Source organism: Rhodanobacter soli (assembly GCF_040548735.1).
Taxonomy (GTDB): Bacteria; Pseudomonadota; Gammaproteobacteria; order Xanthomonadales; family Rhodanobacteraceae; genus Rhodanobacter; species Rhodanobacter soli_A.
Genome location: NZ_JBEPSD010000001.1, coordinates 563580 through 581067, shown reverse-complemented (window position 1 = coordinate 581067; position 17488 = coordinate 563580). Strand labels below are relative to the sequence as shown.

General features: G+C 65.8%; 13 protein-coding genes and 1 tRNA gene. 12 read left to right on the top strand and 2 right to left on the bottom strand.

Annotated features, from left to right (window positions below; all coding sequences use genetic code 11):
- Window positions 1–71 precede the first annotated feature (71 nt).
- The gene (rpsT, locus tag ABIE04_RS02665; protein ID WP_007804840.1) at window positions 72–335 is read right to left on the bottom strand and encodes a 30S ribosomal protein S20; all 264 of its coding nucleotides are present in this window, start codon (window positions 333–335) and stop codon (window positions 72–74) included.
- Between the two features lie 220 nt (window positions 336–555).
- Between rpsT and murJ the strand changes: the two genes are divergently transcribed.
- The 5 genes from murJ (at window position 556) to ispH (ending at window position 7839) form a co-directional block, all read left to right on the top strand.
- Window positions 556–2166: a murein biosynthesis integral membrane protein MurJ gene (gene murJ, locus ABIE04_RS02660; RefSeq protein ID WP_354547031.1), complete on the top strand. Its 1611-nt coding sequence runs from the start codon at window positions 556–558 to the stop codon at window positions 2164–2166.
- A 49-nt stretch (window positions 2167–2215) separates the two neighbouring features.
- A complete protein-coding gene (locus ABIE04_RS02655) occupies window positions 2216–3169 on the top strand; it encodes a bifunctional riboflavin kinase/FAD synthetase (RefSeq protein ID WP_354547030.1) in 954 nt (317 codons plus the stop codon).
- Window positions 3170–3265: 96 nt separating this feature from the next.
- A complete protein-coding gene (ileS, locus tag ABIE04_RS02650; protein ID WP_354547029.1) occupies window positions 3266–6127 on the top strand; it encodes an isoleucine--tRNA ligase in 2862 nt (953 codons plus the stop codon).
- Between the two features lie 163 nt (window positions 6128–6290).
- Complete coding sequence (lspA, locus tag ABIE04_RS02645) at window positions 6291–6791, top strand: signal peptidase II (protein WP_354547028.1); 501 nt, start codon at window positions 6291–6293, stop codon at window positions 6789–6791.
- A gap of 85 nt (window positions 6792–6876) precedes the next feature.
- Window positions 6877–7839 (top strand): 4-hydroxy-3-methylbut-2-enyl diphosphate reductase, encoded by a 963-nt coding sequence (gene ispH, locus ABIE04_RS02640; RefSeq protein WP_354547027.1) that lies wholly within the window; start codon window positions 6877–6879, stop codon window positions 7837–7839.
- Between the two features lie 105 nt (window positions 7840–7944).
- On the opposite strand, the gene ABIE04_RS02635 is transcribed toward ispH, so the two are convergent.
- Window positions 7945–8020 (bottom strand) — tRNA-Thr (locus tag ABIE04_RS02635).
- 267 nt (window positions 8021–8287) lie between these two features.
- On the opposite strand from ABIE04_RS02635, the gene ABIE04_RS02630 reads away from it, so the two are divergent.
- The 7 genes from ABIE04_RS02630 (at window position 8288) to ABIE04_RS02600 (ending at window position 17439) form a co-directional block, all read left to right on the top strand.
- A complete protein-coding gene (locus ABIE04_RS02630) occupies window positions 8288–10153 on the top strand; it encodes a sensor domain-containing diguanylate cyclase (RefSeq protein WP_354547026.1) in 1866 nt (621 codons plus the stop codon).
- A 180-nt stretch (window positions 10154–10333) separates the two neighbouring features.
- Window positions 10334–10972, top strand: coding sequence for a GspH/FimT family pseudopilin (locus ABIE04_RS02625; RefSeq protein ID WP_354547025.1), 639 nt, complete (start codon window positions 10334–10336; stop codon window positions 10970–10972).
- A 20-nt stretch (window positions 10973–10992) separates the two neighbouring features.
- Window positions 10993–11466 (top strand): type IV pilus modification protein PilV, encoded by a 474-nt coding sequence (pilV, locus tag ABIE04_RS02620; protein ID WP_354549759.1) that lies wholly within the window; start codon window positions 10993–10995, stop codon window positions 11464–11466.
- 11 nt (window positions 11467–11477) lie between these two features.
- Entirely contained in the window at window positions 11478–12521 is a 1044-nt protein-coding gene (locus ABIE04_RS02615; protein ID WP_354547024.1) for a PilW family protein, read from the top strand.
- A 1-nt stretch (window position 12522) separates the two neighbouring features.
- Entirely contained in the window at window positions 12523–13149 is a 627-nt protein-coding gene (locus ABIE04_RS02610; protein ID WP_354547023.1) for a pilus assembly PilX family protein, read from the top strand.
- Window positions 13150–13293: 144 nt separating this feature from the next.
- Entirely contained in the window at window positions 13294–16968 is a 3675-nt protein-coding gene (locus ABIE04_RS02605) for a pilus assembly protein (RefSeq protein WP_354547022.1), read from the top strand.
- Between the two features lie 12 nt (window positions 16969–16980).
- Entirely contained in the window at window positions 16981–17439 is a 459-nt protein-coding gene (locus ABIE04_RS02600) for a type IV pilin protein (RefSeq protein WP_354547021.1), read from the top strand.
- The last annotated feature ends 49 nt before the right edge of the window (window positions 17440–17488 follow it).

Here is a 17488-nt window from a genome sequence, read left to right as displayed (position 1 = left end):
GGAGCGAAGCTGAAGACACGAAAAAGCCGGCTTGCGCCGGCTTTTTCATGCAACCCGAATCGCGCCCCGGCTTACGCCAGTTCGCGGATCTTCGCGTTGAGGCGGCTCTTGTGGCGGGCGGCCTTGTTCTTGTGGATCAGGCCGCGGGCGGCGTAACGATCCATCACCGGCTGGGCGGCGGTGAACGCGGCGACGGCGGCAGCCTTGTCCTTGGCCTCGATGGCCTTGACGACCTTCTTCAGGGCGGTGCGGACCATGGAGCGGGCGCTGATGTTGCGCAGACGGCGCTGTTCGGACTGGCGCGCGCGCTTCTTCGCGGACTTGATGTTGGCCAAGGTAGAACTCCGGAATGCAGGGTTGAGGGTGGAAAAAGACGCCAATTATGCGGTCGATTCGCCGGTGCGTCAATCATTTAGGCGGCCGCGCCGAGGGCCGGCATGGGCGCGCGGCCGTGATCGTGCCGGTATTCTGCCATATCCGCGCTGTCATCCTGCCCGCGCGGACTGTCAAACTACGCGTCCCGCGTGATCGACGCCGAAGGTAACGAACAGCCACATGAAGTCCCCCAGCATGCTCCGCGGGCTGCTCTCGTTCAGCAGCATGACGATGGTTTCGCGGGTGCTCGGCCTGGTGCGCGACATGTCGATCAACGCCGCGTTCGGCGCCAACGGCGCCACCGACGCGTTCTGGGTGGCGTTCCGCATTCCCAACTTCATGCGCCGGCTGTTTGCCGAGGGCTCGTTCTCCACCGCCTTCGTGCCGGTTTTCACGGAAGTGAAGGAGAAGGGCACGCATGCGCAGCTGAAGGACCTGATGTCGCGGGTGTCGGGCACGCTGGGTGGCGTGCTGCTGCTGATCACCGCGCTGGGAATCATCTTCGCGCCGCAGGTGACCGTGCTGTTCTCGCCCGGCGCGATCGACGAGCCGCACAAGTTCGAACTGACCGTCGAGCTGCTGCGGCTGACCTTTCCGTTCCTGCTGTTCGTGTCGCTGACCGCGCTGTCCGGCGGTGCGCTGAACAGTTTCCATCGTTTCGGCTTGCCGGCGCTGACCCCGGTGATCCTCAACCTGTGCATGATCGCCGGCGCGCTGTGGCTGTCGAAGCGGCTGCAGACGCCGATCATGGCGATGGGCTGGGCGATCCTGGCGGCCGGCATCCTGCAACTGCTGTTCCAGCTGCCGGCGCTGCGCGGGCTCGACCTGCTGACCCTGCCGCGCTGGGGCTGGAGTCACCCGGAGGTGCGCCGGATCATGCGGCTGATGGTGCCGACCCTGTTCGGTTCGTCGGTGGCGCAGATCAACCTGCTGTTCGACACGGTGATCGCCTCGCTGCTGGTGGTCGGTTCGCAGAGCTGGCTGTCGCAGGCGGACCGTTTCCTGGAACTGCCGCTGGGCGTGTTCGGCGTGGCGCTGGGCACGGTAATCCTGCCGTCGCTGTCGCGCCACCACGTCACCACCGACAAGGCCGGCTTTTCGCGCGCGCTGGACTGGGGCCTGCGCGTCACCCTGCTGATCGCGGTGCCGGCGATGTTCGCCTTGATGCTGCTGGCCGGGCCGCTGGTAGCCACGCTGTTCCAGCACGGTCACTGGACCGCGCACGACACCGCCATGGCGACGCTGTCGATCACCGCGCTGAGCTTCGGCCTGCCCGCATTCGCGCTGGTGAAGGTGTTGCTGCCGGCGTTCTACGCGCGCCAGGACACGCGCACGCCGGTGCGTGCGGCGGTGGCTTCGCTGCTCACCAACATGCTGTTGAACGTGGTGTTCCTGGCGCTGCTGTTCGAACTGTGGGCGCCGGCCGAGCTGAAGCAGCTGGCGTGGCTGGACGGCCTGGCCCGGTTGCCCGGCCTGCACATGGCGCTGGGCATGGCCAGCGCGGTGGCCGCTTACGTGAACCTGTGGCTGCTGTGGCACTGGCTGAAGAAGGCCGGTGTCTACCAGCGCCAGCCGGGCTGGTCGCGGCATCTGCTGCGGCTGGCTGCGGCCTGCGCGGTGATGCTGGCGGTGCTGTTGCTGGGCCGCTGGCTGTGGCCGAACTGGACCCACGGGGTGCCGGTGCTGACCCGGCTGTGGCATCTGACCGTGCTGGTGCTGGCCGGCGGGGCCAGTTATGTCGCCGTGCTGTTTGCCGGCGGCTTCCGTCTGCGCGACCTGCGCGGTGCGTGAACCCGCCCGAGGCTCTTATCGCGGGCAGCCGGGCCGTTATACTCACGCGATGATGAGACTTTCCAGGGATGTCGCAGGCCCCTGCCTGGCGCCGCGCGGCAGCGTTATCGCGGTCGGCGCGTTCGACGGCCTGCACCGCGGCCACCAGGCCTTGCTGGCCCAGGTGCGCGAGCGCGCGCAGGCGCTCGGCTGCAGCCCGGTGGTGGTGAGCTTCGAGCCGCTGCCGCGCGCGTTCTTCTCGCCCGAGCCGGTGCCGCGGCTGTCCAGCGTGCGCGAGAAGCTGCGCGGTTTCGCCGCCGCCGGCATGGAACACACCTTGCTGCTGCGCTTCAACCGGGCGCTGACCGCGATGTCGGCCGAGGCGTTCGTGCAGCGCGTGCTGGTCGAACGGCTGGCCGCGCGCGAAGTGTGGGTGGGCGGCGATTTCCGCTTCGGCCACAAGCGCGGCGGCGACATGGCGCTGCTGGAGCGGATGGGCGCGCAGCTCGGCTTCACCGCCTGCAGCATGCCGATGGTGCAGCTTGACGGCACCCGCGTCTCGGCCAGCCGGGTGAGGGCCCTGCTCGCGGCGGGCGAGTTCGCCGGGGCCGAGTCGCTGCTGGGCCGGCCGTTCGTGATCGAAGGCAAGGTGGAGTACGGCAACCAGCTCGGCCGCACGCTGGGCTATCCCACCGCCAACATCCACCTGTCGCAGCGGGTCAGCCCGATCCAGGGCATCTTCGCGGTGCGCGTGGGACTGGGCGAGGGCGAGTGCAGCTGGCCGGGCGTGGCCAGCCTCGGCGTGCGCCCCACCGTGAACGAGGTCGCCGAACCGCTGCTGGAAGTGCACCTGTTCGATTTCGAGGGCGACCTGTACGGCCAGCGCATGGCGGTGCAGTTCGTCGCCAAGCTGCGCGACGAGCAGAAATTCGACGGGCTGGAACCGCTCAAGGCGCAGATGGCGCTGGACTCGCGCCGGGCGCGCGAGCTGCTGGGCATGAACCCGCGACTGGCCGAGGCGTGAGGACGCGGCATTACGGCACGGGTCGAAATCGACTAACTTTCCTTTCTTTGCCTGCCATCTGGCGGGCGGCAACACCTCAGTGACGGCATCCACGCAATGACCCACGATTACAAAAGCACGATCAACCTGCCGCAGACGGCGTTCCCCATGCGCGGCGACTTGCCGAAGCGCGAGCCGGGCTGGCTGGCGGAGTGGGAGCGGGTCGATCGCTATGCGCAGATCCAGCAGAAGACCGCCGATCGCGACAGCGTGTTCGTGCTGCACGACGGCCCGCCGTACGCGAACGGCCCGATCCACATCGGCCACGCGGTCAACAAGATCCTCAAGGACATGGTGGTCAAGTCCAAGCTGCTGGCCGGCTACCGCGCGCCGTACGTGCCGGGCTGGGATTGCCACGGCCTGCCGATCGAGATCGCGGTGGAGAAGAAGTTCGGCAAGCCGGGCGACAAGCTCGACGCCGCCGCGTTCCGGCAGAAGTGCCGCGAGTACGCGACCGAGCAGGTCGATACCCAGCGCGCCGACTTCAAGCGGCTCGGCGTGCTCGGCGACTGGGACCACCCGTATCGCTCGATGGATTTCCGCTTCGAGGCCGACATGCTGCGCGCACTGGCGCGCATCGTTTCCAACGGCCACGTGGTGCGCGGCGCCAAGCCGGTGTACTGGTGCTTCGACTGCGCCTCGGCGCTGGCCGAGGCGGAGATCGAGTACGGCGACAAGGTTTCGCCGGCGGTCGACGTGGCGTATGACGCGGTCGAGCCGAAAGCGCTGCTGGCGAAGTTCGGCGTCGATGCCGGCGATGCCATCGCCGCCATCCCGATCTGGACCACCACGCCGTGGACCTTGCCGGAAAGCCAGGCGGTGTCGCTCGGCGCCGGGCTGGAATACGCGCTGATCGAAGGCCCGTCGCGCGACGGCAAGCGCGTGCTGCTGGTCGTCGCCAGCGCGCTGGCCGACAAGGCGGCGCAGCGTTACGGCATCGGGCAGGCGACCGTGTTGGGTCATGCCGAGGGCAAGGCGCTGGAAGGCCTGCAACTGCACCATCCGTTCTACCCGCGCGAGGTGCCGGTGATCCTCGGCGAGCACGTCAGCGCCGAGGACGGCACCGGCGCGGTGCACACCTCGCCCGATCACGGTGTCGAGGATTTCGTGGTGGCGCGCGAGTACGGCATCGGCCTGCTCAACTACATCGAGCCGCGCGGCACCTATCGCATCGACACCCCCGCTGCCGACGGCCTCGGCCTCGGCGGCATGCATATCTGGAAGGCCAACGACGCCATCGTCGACCTGCTGCGCCAGCGCGGCGTGCTGCTGGCGTTCGCGAAGATCGAGCACAGCTACCCGAACTGCTGGCGGCACAAGACGCCGGTGATCTACCGCACCACGCCGCAGTGGTTCATCTCGATGGAGCAGGCGCAGCTGCGCGAGACCGCGCTGACCTCGATCAAGAACGTGCGCTGGGTGCCGGGCTGGGGTGAGGAACGCATCGCCGGCATGGTCGCCGGACGCCCGGACTGGTGCATCTCGCGCCAGCGCACTTGGGGCGTGCCGATCGCGCTGTTCGTGCACAAGGCCACGCAGGAGCCGCACCCGGATTCCGTGGCGCTGCTGGAGCAGGTCGCGAAAAAGGTGGAGCAGGGCGGCATCGACGCGTGGTTCACGCTGGATGCGGCCGAGCTGCTCGGCGCCGACGCGAACGACTACGAGAAAGTCACCGACGTGCTCGACGTCTGGTTCGATTCCGGCGTGACGCATTTCGCGGTGATCGGCCAGCGCCCGGAACTGCAGCAGGGCACGGCGTCGCATTACAAGGTGATGTACCTGGAAGGCTCCGACCAGCATCGCGGCTGGTTCCAGTCGTCGCTGCTGACCTCGTCGGCGATCCACGGCCGCGCGCCCTACGACGAAGTGCTCACCCACGGTTTCGCGGTGGACGCGAACGGCCGCAAGATGTCCAAATCGCTGGGCAACGTGGTGGCGCCGCAGAAGGTGATGGATACGCTGGGCGCGGACGTGCTGCGGTTGTGGGTGGCCTCGGCCGACTACCGCAACGAGATGACCGTCTCCGACGAGATCCTCAAGCGCGTCTCCGACACTTACCGGCGCATCCGCAATACCGCGAAGTTCCTGCTCGGCAACCTGGACGGCTTCGATCCGGCAAAACATCTGATCCCGGTGGAAGACAGCCTGCTGCTGGACCAGTGGGCCGTGCAGCAGGCGTACGACGTGCAGCAGGCGGTCACCGCCGCGTACGAGCGTTACGACTATCCCGAAGTGGTGGCGCGCATCCAGAACTTCTGCACCAACGAACTGGGCGCGCTGTACCTGGACATCACCAAGGACCGGCTCTACACCATGCCGACCGACAGCCGCGGCCGGCGCAGCGCGCAGGGTGCGATGTACCGCATCACCGAGGCGCTGGTGCGCTGGCTGGCGCCGATCCTCAGCTTCACCGCCGAGGAAATCTGGCAGGCCATGCCGGGCGGGCGTGGCGACAGCGTGCTGTTCGAAACCTGGTACGACGGCCTGGCCGCCACCCAGAACTCGCCGGAACAGCGGCGCTACTGGGCCGATCTGCTGACGATCCGCGACAGCGCTTCGCGCGTGCTCGAAGGCATGCGCAAGGCCGAGCGGATCGGCGCGGCGCTGGAAGCGAAGCTGGTGGTCCATGCCGACGCCGCGCTCCAGTCGCGCTACGCCGATGTCGCCGACGAGCTGCGCTTCTTCTTCATCACCTCCGACTTCACCCTGGCGCCGTCGACGCCGCGCGCGGAAGACGCGGTGAAGGTGGAACTGGACGGCGCCGAAGCCTGGGTTTCCGCCGACGTCAGCAGCGCCGCCAAGTGCGTGCGTTGCTGGCACCGCCGCGACGACGTGGGCAGCCACGCCGAGCATCCCGAGCTGTGCAGCCGCTGCGTCAGCAACGTCGAAGGTCCCGGCGAGGACCGCCGCTGGTTCTGACCCGCGAAGCCCCGCTTGTCTCCCTCCCCTGCAAAGCAGGGGAGGGCTGGGGAGGGGTAGGCTCTTGATCTGATCTCTCAAGATCAAAAGCGACCCTCGCCCGACCGCCCCCTCCGTTGCAGGAGGAGGAATCAAAACCTGCCACGACCGAGTCCCGCACTCCATGACGCCGAAACCCAACGCACTCCCCTGGCTCTGGCTCTCCGCCGCCGTCATCGTGCTCGACCAGCTCAGCAAGTGGTGGGCGGTGCATGCGCTGCAGCCGATGGGCGTGCCGCATCCGGTGATCCCCGGTTTCCTGAACTGGACGCTGGCGTTCAACAGTGGCGCCGCGTTCAGTTTCCTGGCCAGCGGTGCCGGCTGGCAGCGCTGGTTCTTCGTGCTGCTGGCGCTGGCGATCAGCGCGGTGCTGGTGACGTGGCTGGCGCGCACACCACGGCGCGACTGGCGCACCAGCCTGCCGCTGGCATTGATCGTGGGCGGCGCGATCGGCAACCTGATCGACCGCCTGCACGCGGCCCAGGTTACCGATTTCATCCACGTGTACTTCCGCCAGTGGAACTACCCGGTGTTCAACATCGCCGACTGCGGCATCACCGTCGGCGCCGTGATGCTGATCGTGTTCGGCCTGTTCGCCGGCAAGCCCGGGGATGGCGTGCGATAATCGGGAATGAGAAAAGTAGGGAGTGAAGAACGAGTGGCTGCCTTTGCTCATTTCTCACTCCTCTCCACGCACTCCTGAGACGTCAATGGACATCCTGCTCGCCAACCCCCGAGGCTTCTGCGCCGGCGTCGATCGCGCCATCGCCATCGTCGAGCGTGCGCTGGAATCGTGGGGCGCGCCGATCTACGTGCGGCACGAGGTGGTGCACAACCGCTACGTGGTCGACAAGCTGCGTGCCGACGGCGCGGTGTTCGTCGAGGAACTGCACGAGGTGCCCGATGGCGCCACCGTGATCTTCAGCGCCCACGGCGTGTCGCAGGCGGTGCGCGAGGAAGCCGAGCAGCGTCATCTCAAGGTCTTCGACGCCACCTGTCCGCTGGTCACCAAGGTGCATATGGAAGTGGCACGGCTGGGCCGCATCGGCCGCAGCGTGGTGTTGATCGGCCACGCCGGCCATCCGGAAGTCGAGGGCACGATGGGGCAGTGGAATCCGGCCAACAGTGGCGAGATCCTGCTGGTCGAATCGCTGGAGGACGTCGCCACGCTGGCACCGGCTTTCCCGCACGAGCTGTCCTACGTCACCCAGACCACGCTGTCGGTGGATGACACCAAGGCGATCATCGAGGCGTTGCGCGTGAAGTTCCCCGACATCGAGGGGCCGCGCAAGGACGACATCTGCTACGCCACGCAGAACCGCCAGGACGCCGTGCGCCGGCTCGCCGGTGCGGTGGACCTGATGCTGGTGGTCGGCTCGGTCAACAGCTCCAACTCCAACCGCCTGCGCGAACTGGCCGAGAAGCAGGGCGTGCGCTCGTTCCTGATCGACAGTGCCGAACACATCGAGCGCAGCTGGCTCGATGGCGTCAACCGCATCGGCCTCACCGCCGGCGCCTCCGCGCCGGAGAAACTGGTACGCGACGTGATCGCCCGCCTGCAGTCATGGGGTGCCGGCAACGTGCGCGAACTGGACGGCGAACCGGAAAACATCACCTTCGCCCTGCCGAAGGAACTGCGCGTGGTCGGCGGCAGCAGCTCCGCCAGTCTGTAACCTGATTCATCGGGCAGACAGTGCCCGCCCTGCGAAGCTGCGTCATCGGCGCAGCAAAAAGCCCCGGAGAGCATGGCATTCCGGGGCTTCGGGTCTTGCATGAACTGGTGCCGGAAATAGGAATCGAACCTACGACCTACGCATTACGAATGCGCCGCTCTACCAACTGAGCTATTCCGGCAAAGAGCCGATGATTTTACGGGCCGCACCGCGATGGCGCAAGCGCGATTGCGGCGTCGGCGGGCCGGACAACGTGAAATGGCAGGGCCGGCGCTTCGCTCGGCGGCTGTCGGGCCGCGGTCTCGCCGGCGGGCCAAGCATCCTTCAGGTTTTTCGCGACCCGGCCGATAACGAGACGACGGCCTGCGCCGTGCGGACATGGAGGGTCTGAATCGACTTTCTCGGGGGCGTGTTGTCCGGACTATTTCGTGGTTTACCTGGTGTGCTGGTGTTGCTGTTGGCGACGGCGTTGTGCGCGCATGCCGAACCGGCGGCGCAGGCATCGGTGCGCGACACGGTGGCGTTCGACCAGCTCATCCGGCGACTGGACAACGGTGAGGTGGCTCTCAACAGCCAGGCGTCCGTCGACCACACCCTCGATCGCCTGCGTGCCCTGCTGCCGTCCAACGATGCCTACCGGCGGCGCCGGTACGAATACATGTACTGCTTCCTGGCGTTCGACAACGACGCCAACGGCGGCTACGCCTATGCAGGCGGTGGCATCGAGCAGGCCCGCCAGGCGGGCGACCTGGAAGCGGAGGCCAACTTCCAGATTTGCCGCGGCCTTTACCAGGGCCGGGTCACCACGGAGCGCGACGCGCTGCCAGCTTACGAGGAGGGCATCCGGATTGCGCGGCGTCTGGAGAACGGCCGCCTGATCGCCGACGGACTGACCTGGCGCGGCAGCGCCCAGTCGTTGCTGGGCGAGCAGGCGAAAGCCCTGTTCGATTTTCTGGAGGCGCAGCGTCTCTATGAAGTGGCGGGCAATACGACGGCCGCGCAGTCCAATCTCATCAGCATCGCCACCATCTACCGGCGATTGGGGGAGTACGACAAGGCCGGCGACTACCTGCGGCAGTCGATGGTCTTCGCGCAACGCAAGCAGGACAAGCAGGAACAGATGGTGGTCAACCTGCAGCTGGGGTTTTTGGCAACCGAGCGGGGCGATGCCGCCGCTGCGGTTGTGCCCCTGCAGCGGGCTCTGGCGTTGGCGCGTGAAACCGGTTCGCGGCAAAGCGTGGGGGCCGCTCTGCTGGCATTGGCGGAGAGCAGCAATGCCCGGCAGCAGTACGCCGAGGCGCTGCAGTACCTGGAGCACGCCGCCAGGGAATTCCAGGACGTCTCGGACAAGTCCAATACCGGCATGCTGGCCCTGCAGTCGGCCGAGGCCCATGCGGGTCTGGGCCAGCGCGAGCTGGCCGCGCGCGAGTTCGATGTTGCCGAGGCGAACGTCAGGCACAGCAACAACATGCGTTACCTGGCCGAACTGTACGAGGAGCGCTCGAAGAACCAGGAGGCGTTGGGCAAGCCATCCGCTGCGCTGGCGGATCTCAAGCTCAAGATGAAGGCCGATGCTGCGCTGGCGCGCATGGCCAAGACCCAGATCACCACTCTGATGAGCTACCAGTTCGATACCGAACGGCGTGAGTTGGAGAACCGCAAGCTGGCCGCCGACAAGATGCTCAAGGAGCAGCAACTGGCTGCGCTGGAGCGCGTTCGCAGCTGGCAGCGCCTGGCCATCCTGCTTGCCGGCGTGCTGCTGGTGCTGATGCTCTGGCTGGCATGGCGGCAATGGCGCCAGAGCCGCCGCCTGCACCGGCTGGCCCTCACCGACCCGCTGACCGGCATCTCCAACCGCCGTCATATCGAACACATGCTGCACGTGGCCGTCGACGAGGCACGCCGTACCCATCGCTGGCTGACCGTGATCATGCTCGACATCGACCACTTCAAGCGCGTCAACGACAGGCATGGTCATCCGGTCGGCGACCAGGTGCTGGAGCAGATCGTCCAGGCTTGCCAAGGAGCGCTGCGCCAGTTCGATCGGCTTGGCCGCATGGGCGGCGAGGAGTTTCTGGTCATGCTGCCCGATACCGATCTCGAGGGCGGCCTGCAGGTGGCCGAGCGCCTGCGCGCCAACGTGGCTGCCGCGCGGCCGACAGTCGCCGGCATCGAACTGCAGCTCTCGATCAGCCTCGGCGTCGCCCAGTTGAGGCACGCCGATACGGGGGCCGCTTCCCTGGTGCGGCGCGCGGACGCTGCGCTGTACCACGCCAAGGACAACGGCAGGAACCGAATCGAGGCCGCTCCGTAGCGATTGGAATGGCTGCGATGCGATCGCCGCCGCCGCCCTGGCCGACTGCGCGTGAACCCGATCACCTTTTCTGCGCCGCCATCAGCCGCTTGTCGGGCAATTGCTACCGCCTGTCGGCTGGAGGCTGGCCGGAGCGGGACCGATAGGTACAGTGGCTGCAGGGGTATCAGGGAGAATTCCATGCAAGTCTTGTCGCGTCAGCGAGGCGTCTCGCTGATCGAAACGCGTAAGCCGAAGAATCTCGGCGGTCGCTCGCTGGAGTGCGGATCGGTACGGGTCGCGGCGCGGCGGCGCGAGCGCGGCTTCACCCTGGTCGAGCTGCTGATCACCATGGCCGTGGCCCTGGTGCTGATCATGATCGCGGTGCCGAGTTTCAAGTCACTGACGCTTTCCAACAAGCTCAACACCACCGCCAACGACATCATCAATGCGGTCCACGTGGCGCGGATGGAAGCGGTCAAGCGCAACGCGAATACCCAGTTGTGCAGCAACTCGGCCAGTGCCAACACCACGACCGATGCGTTGGGCACCAAGTGTGGCACTGAGGTCGGCGCGGTCTACGCCATGGCGGGCACGACACCCTCTCAGGTACTGGCTGGCACAGTCGGCATCACCGGGGCCGTGCAGCTGAAGGGCGACGTGAAGGCGATCCGTTTCGGAGGGCAGGGGCTGGGGCAGGCCGTCGGTACCACGAGCCCCTACAGCGGTACGGTGGCCGACATTTGCACCAGCCAGATGAGCACCAACAACCATCGCGTGATCACGATGACGGCCGGCTCGATCCTCGTGTCCACCCCCAGTTCGGGAGCCTGCCCGTGAGCCTCCGCCCTGTTCCAGCCATGCCGCGTATCGTGGCGCAGTCCGGCGTCGGCCTGATCGAGGTGCTGATCGCCGTGCTGGTGCTGTCCATCGCCTTCCTCGGCATCGCCGCGCTGCAGGCCATGTCGCTCTCCACCAACAACAGCGCGATGGCGCGCAGCATGGTCACGGTCGCCAGCTATTCGATCCTGGATGCGATGCGTGCGGACATCGGTGGTGCCCGCAACGGCGACTACAACACGTCCACGCCGATTGCAGCCAACGCCTGCCCGGCGGCAAGCGGTTCCCTGGCCAGCGTCCAGCTCAACCAGTGGTGCAGCCAGGGGCTCGGCAACAAGAGCCTGGGCGCAGTCGCCAGCACCACCGGCAGCATCGCCTGCACGGCCGTCGGTACGGCCAGCGCCGACTGCACCGTCACCATCACGTTCGACGACAGCAGGGCGGGCGTAGGCGGCACCAACCAACAGCAAGTCGTCACCAGGGCCATGCTATGAGCAGTCATTCCATGATCCGCCGTGGCGCGGCCCGTCACATGCCCAAGTCGATGAAGCCGCTTGCCGGTTTCACCCTGATCGAACTGATGGTCGCGATGCTGCTTGGCCTGATCGTCATCGCCGGCGTGACCAGCGTGTTCCTGGCCAACCAGCGCACCTACCGCACCAATCAGGCGCTCGGCGACGTGCAGGACGGTTCGCGCATCGCATTCGAGCTGATGGCGCGCGACATCCGCAATGCTGGGCTCAACCCGTGCAACAACGGCGACCGCATGGCCAACGTGCTCAACAACAGCGGTACCGACTGGTGGGCGAACTGGGCCAATGCCCTGCGTGGCTACAGCGGCAACCAGGGTGACCCGGCGACGGGAGGCGTGTTCGGCACCGCCGCGGGCCAGCGGGTCGCCGGCACCGATTCCGTGCAGGTCCTCGGCGCGATCGACGACGGCATGAGCGTGGCGGAAGACAAGGAGCCGGCGGCGAACTTCAAGCTCAACGACAAGACCACCAACCTGCAGTCCGGCGACATCGTCATCGTGTGCGATCCCGACCATGCGGTGATGGTGCAGATCAGCAACTACAACAACAACACCGTCACCTTCGTGCACAACACCGGCAACACGGTCAACCCCGGCAACTGCTCGAAGGGCCTGGGCTACCCCAGCGACTGCAGCAGCACCAACGGCAACCTCTACCAGTTCGGCAACAACTCGCAGATCGCCAAGCTGGGCGCCGCCGACTGGTACATCGGCAACAATCCAGTCCAGGGACGCTCCCTGTACCGGGTTGCGCTGTCCGCCCCTGACGCGAAGGAAAACGTGTTTCTCGGCACGCCGCAGGAAATGGTGCGTGACGTCACTGACATGACCATCCGCTACCACGCGAAGGGCGATGCCGCGTTCGTGGCCGCCAGCTCGATCGCCAATTGGGCCGTGGTCGATGCCGTGCAGGTCAAGCTAACGCTGCAAAGCGCCGACCAGCGCGCCGGCACCGACGTCAAGCCGCTGACGCGCACCTTCACCGCCACCACCACCGTGCGCAACCGGGTGAACTGACATGAACCGTGTTCCCGCACCCTCATCCATGTTCGCGACGCAACCATGCTGCCGTGGCGGCTTTTCGCCGTCGCGTCGCGCCGACCAGCGCGGAGCGGCGCTGGTGGTGGCGCTGATCCTGCTGGTGGTGATCACCCTGGTCGGGCTGGCCGCGGTACGCGGCACCGTCATGCAGCAGAAGATGGCGAACAACCTGTACGACCGCCAGGTCGCCTTCCAGAATGCCGAGGCGGCCATGCGTGCAGCGGCCGCCCTGGTTCCCACCAATCCCGGCATCATCGCGCGCAACTGCCAGGCCGCCAGCGTGGTGTGCCTGGGCAATCCGTTCACCGATCCCCAGTTCCCGACCGGCAAGATCCAGACGGTAGCCGCCGGCACCGCGGCGGGGCAGTTCACGGTCGGCAGCGTCGCCGCCGGCCAGCCGCAGTACGTGGTGGAGAACATGGGCAACTGGGTCGATACCACCTCCAGCACCGGTTTCAACCAGAGCGCCAACTCGCAGAATTACGGCGCGCAGGGAACATCCACCACGGCGGTGTACTACCGCATCACTGCGCGCAGCGGCGACCCCGCCGTGGTCGGCGACCGTGCCGTGGTGATGTTGCAGGCGACGATCAAGCAGCGCTGATCGTCAAGGCACAGACAAAAGACAAGATCGCATGGGCCGACCCATGCCGCACCACCCAGGAGCGGAATCGCCATGAACATCACCTTCCATCCGCATCGCGGGCCCGGCTGTTTCTTCGGCAGGGTGCTGTCGGCCGGCCTGTCCGTGTGGGTGCTGGGCGTCGCCTTCTCGCCCGCGCTGGCCACCGTCCCCGTCGAGCAGGCGCCACTGATCATCCAGAAGCCGCTGCCGCCGAATGTCGTGCTGATGCTGGACGATTCGGGGTCGATGGATAACGACTACATGCCGGATGATCTGAGCGATACGAGCCTTGGCGGCAAACGCAATTCAGGCATAAACGGCGTGTATTACAACCCGACCGTGACTTATACCCCGCCGCCAAAAGCCGACGGCACGCTGTATCCAAATTCGCCGAGTATCACGGGTGCTTACAAGGATGGCTTCCGCGATACGAGCACGACCGATGTGACTCAGTTCAAGGGAAGTTTCAACTACTTCACGAGGTTCACCATCGCCAGCACGAGCACGTATGCGGCTACGCTCAGTTGCAACTCGGGCGATACATTGATGACTTCCGGCACCTATAAGGGGCAGTGCCGGCATAGCAGTTGGAACGGCTACACCTACTACGCCCCCCAATATGCGTGTAACTATGGCGACAGTGGTCCTGACGGCAGCAACACCTGCACGGCCACCACGTATAGCTACAAGTACTTTTTCACCTACACCACAGGCACCAGCAACACGTCCCACTATGTAGGACAGAGCGGTGACTGCGCGTCGCTGCCTTCGGCGAGCCAGGCTGTCTGCGATGACAGCAGTGCGGCGCAGCAGAATGTCGCGAATTGGTTTTCGTATTACCGCACGCGCATGCTGATGGCCAAGAGCGGCGTCATGAGCGCGTTTTCCGGAGTGGACTCGAATTTTCGCGTGGGCTTCGGGTCGATCGGCGGAAGCAATGCGAGCTCAAGCTCCTTGGGGGACGACTATTATGCTTTCACCACTTCCGCGCATGGGGACACGTACCAGACGGGTATCGCGCTGGTAAAGCCATTTGGCGATGGCACCGTCGGTACGCAAAAAAGCAAGCTGTGGAATTGGCTGGCAGGCACGAAACCCACGAGCTGGACGCCACTGCGTGGCGCATTGAATGCCGTGGGCAAATATTACGGTACCCAGCAGCCTTGGTTGACTCTGGATGGTGAGTCCGGGTACGTCAGCGGCACCGACACCGAGCTTGCCTGCCGACAGTCATACAGCATCTTGACCACCGATGGCTTCTGGAATGGCAGTACGCCCAGCAATATCGGCAATGTGGACAACACCAAGGCGACGCTGAGCGGCAGCAATAACCAGACCTATACCTACACGCCTGCCGCACCGTATTCGGACAGCACATCGGACACACTTGCCGACGTGGCGATGAAGTACTGGGTGACCGACTTGCGCGGCAGTACGCCCAACGAAGTGCCGACCAGCACGGAAGACCCGGCGTTCTGGCAGCACATGACCACGTTCACTCTGGGTATGGGCTTCTCGCCGACCGGCATCTCGCCAGCGGGCACGACGGTCAAGCAGATCTTCGACTGGGCGAATGGTGGCGCGGCCATTCCCAATTTCAGCTGGCCGACCCCCAGCTCCGATAGCCAGAACAACATCGCCGACCTTGCGCACGCCGCCGTCGACGGCCATGGCGGCTTCTATTCCGCCACCAGCCCCGAGGCGTTCGCCAGCGGCCTGAAGGATGCGTTGAAACGTGCCTCCGAACGCGTGGGCACCGGCGCCAGCCTGGCGGCCAACTCCACCCAGCTGAAGACCGGTACGGTGGCGTACCAGGCCAATTACTACACGGCCAAGTGGAAGGGCGACCTGAAGGCGCTGGCAGTGGATCCCAACACCGGAACGATCGCCGCCACCCCGACCTGGACCGCGGCGAATTCGCTGCCGGCGGCAGCCAGTCGGAACATCTGGACGTACAACTCCGCGGCAACAGGGAATACCTCGCCGTACGTGGTGTTCAAGAACGGCACGGGCAGCACGCCGCCCGCGTTATCCCCCACGCAACTCAGTGCGCTGGGCGGTACCGCGGCCGCCCAGGCGAACATGGTCAACTACCTGCGCGGCGACGCCACGCTGGAGCAGAAGAATACCGGCGGCACCTACCGCAACCGCGACACGCCGCTGGGCGACATCGTCGACTCGCAGCCGATCTACGTAGGTTCACCTGATCCGAACCTGTTCGCCAACCAGACCTTCACGGGCTCGACAACGTACCTGGCGTTCGCCAGCGGCACGACAGACAACAAGGGAAATTTCACGCCCAGCACCGCCGCCTCGCGCGCCGAGCTGCTCTATGTCGCCGCCAATGACGGCATGCTGCACGGTTTCGACGCCACCACCGGCGCGGAAAAATTTGCCTACATTCCGGGCGCCGTGCTCACCACGGGCAGCGCCGGCGTGCTGGTTGGCCTCAGCCAACTGTCCAGTCCCGACTACGGCACCACGACGAGCGCGCCGCATCAGTATTTCAACGACGGCGAGCTAACGGTGGCGGATGTCTACATGGGCAGCGCATGGAAGACGGTGCTGGTAGGCACCACCGGTCGCGGCCTGGCCAAGGCAGTCTACGCTTTCGACATCACCGATCCGACCGCGATCAAGTTCCTGTGGGAGCGTTCCGCCGGAGACGGCAAGACCAACAGCAACTACATCGGCCAGATGTCCGGCAAGCCGGTGATTGCGCAGACCGCGGACAGCATTTGGTCGGTATTGATAGGCAATGGCTACAACAGCACGGCCGGCGTGTCGGCCTTGCTGCAGTTCGATCTCGCCACGGGGGCGCTCAACGTGCACGCGACCACCGACACCACTGCCGACAACGGCCTGGCCGCCCCGGGCGTGTGGATGGATCCGGCGGGCACCGGCGTCAGCACGGTGGCCTATGCCGGCGACCTGCACGGCAATGTGTGGTCGTTCACACTCAACACCGGCAGCGGCACGACTACCAGCACGCCGAACAGCACCGGTAGCCTGCTGTTCGTTGCCAAGGACAGCTCCGCCAACTTGCAGCCGATTACGGGTGGCATGCTGGTAGGCAAGGACCCGGCAAGTGGCAATACCTGGGTGTTCTTCGGTACTGGCCAGTATCTGAGCACGGCCGACCTCACCAATACGGCCACCCAGAGCTGGTACGGCCTGATCGTGCAGACCACCGACGCCACCAACAGCCCGATGATCGCTTCCACCATGACCCGTGCCGACAACCTCGTGCAGCGCGCCATCGTGGCGGAGACGGCAGGCGACTCCAAGGCGACGCCGCCGGTATCGCCGGCGCGGGCGGTGACGCCCGCGCCGACCTCGTCCGACATGACGGGCAAGTCGGGCTGGTACATGGATCTGCTCTCGCCGACCGGCACTGGCGGCGCCCTCGTGTCCGAAGGTGAGCGGATCGTGACCTCCAACCAGTTCCAGGGCAACCTGTTGTTGGGCACCACGCGGATTCCGCAAGCCGCCGACGTGTGCAATCCGTCCGGTGGCGGCTGGATCATGGCGATCAATCCGTTCACTGGCACCAATCCGTCCGACAACTTCTTCGACGTCAACGGCGATGGCATGGTGAACGCGTCCGACACGGTTACCGTGGGCGACAAGAGCTACCCGGCCGCCGGCATCGGCTTCAGCTCGCTGCCCAACAACCCTATCTTCGTAGGCGGCAGCATGCTGGTGAGTTTCGACAACGGCTCGAACAGCAGCATCACCACGTCAGGCTCGACCGGAAGCATCCAGCGGGTTTCGTGGCGCGAACTGATCAACCAGTAAAGGATTGCAGCGATGAAACGATTCTCACCGGATGGAAATGGCGCGGCGGCCATGCGCATGCGCCGCAGCGCCGGTTTCACCCTGATCGAGCTGATGATCGTGGTGGCGATCATCGCGATCCTTGCCGCGATCGCCTTGCCCACGTACACCAACTACATCACCAAGACCAAGCGGGTGGCGGCGGAAGGCTGCCTGTCGGAGCACGCCAACTACATGGAGCGCTACTACACCACCAATCTCAGCTACAAGAGCGCGGCGCTGCCGGGGCTGGATTGCGCCAGTGTCCAGCGCACCGGCGCCGATTACGACTACGACCTGCCGTCCACCTCGTTGAGCGTATCGGCCTACAAGATCACGGCCACGCCGAAGGGTGCGCAGCTGAGCCGCGATGCCAAGTGCGGCACGCTCTCGCTCGATCAGACTGGCAAGCGCGATGTCACCGGCTCCGCTGGTGTGGCTGGATGCTGGTGATGCCGTAAGCTCTTCCGCGCTGGATTTTGGCGGAAGATCAAGAGCGTGC

Coding starts and splice junctions, on each gene's coding strand:
- murJ (WP_354547031.1), top strand. CDS start 556: ATGAAGTCCCCCAGCATGCTCCGCGGGCTGCTCTCGTTCAGCAGCATG.
- ABIE04_RS02655 (WP_354547030.1), top strand. CDS start 2,216: ATGATGAGACTTTCCAGGGATGTCGCAGGCCCCTGCCTGGCGCCGCGC.
- ileS (WP_354547029.1), top strand. CDS start 3,266: ATGACCCACGATTACAAAAGCACGATCAACCTGCCGCAGACGGCGTTC.
- lspA (WP_354547028.1), top strand. CDS start 6,291: ATGACGCCGAAACCCAACGCACTCCCCTGGCTCTGGCTCTCCGCCGCC.
- ispH (WP_354547027.1), top strand. CDS start 6,877: ATGGACATCCTGCTCGCCAACCCCCGAGGCTTCTGCGCCGGCGTCGAT.
- ABIE04_RS02625 (WP_354547025.1), top strand. CDS start 10,334: ATGCAAGTCTTGTCGCGTCAGCGAGGCGTCTCGCTGATCGAAACGCGT.
- pilV (WP_354549759.1), top strand. CDS start 10,993: ATGCCGCGTATCGTGGCGCAGTCCGGCGTCGGCCTGATCGAGGTGCTG.
- ABIE04_RS02615 (WP_354547024.1), top strand. CDS start 11,478: ATGATCCGCCGTGGCGCGGCCCGTCACATGCCCAAGTCGATGAAGCCG.
- ABIE04_RS02610 (WP_354547023.1), top strand. CDS start 12,523: ATGAACCGTGTTCCCGCACCCTCATCCATGTTCGCGACGCAACCATGC.
- ABIE04_RS02600 (WP_354547021.1), top strand. CDS start 16,981: ATGAAACGATTCTCACCGGATGGAAATGGCGCGGCGGCCATGCGCATG.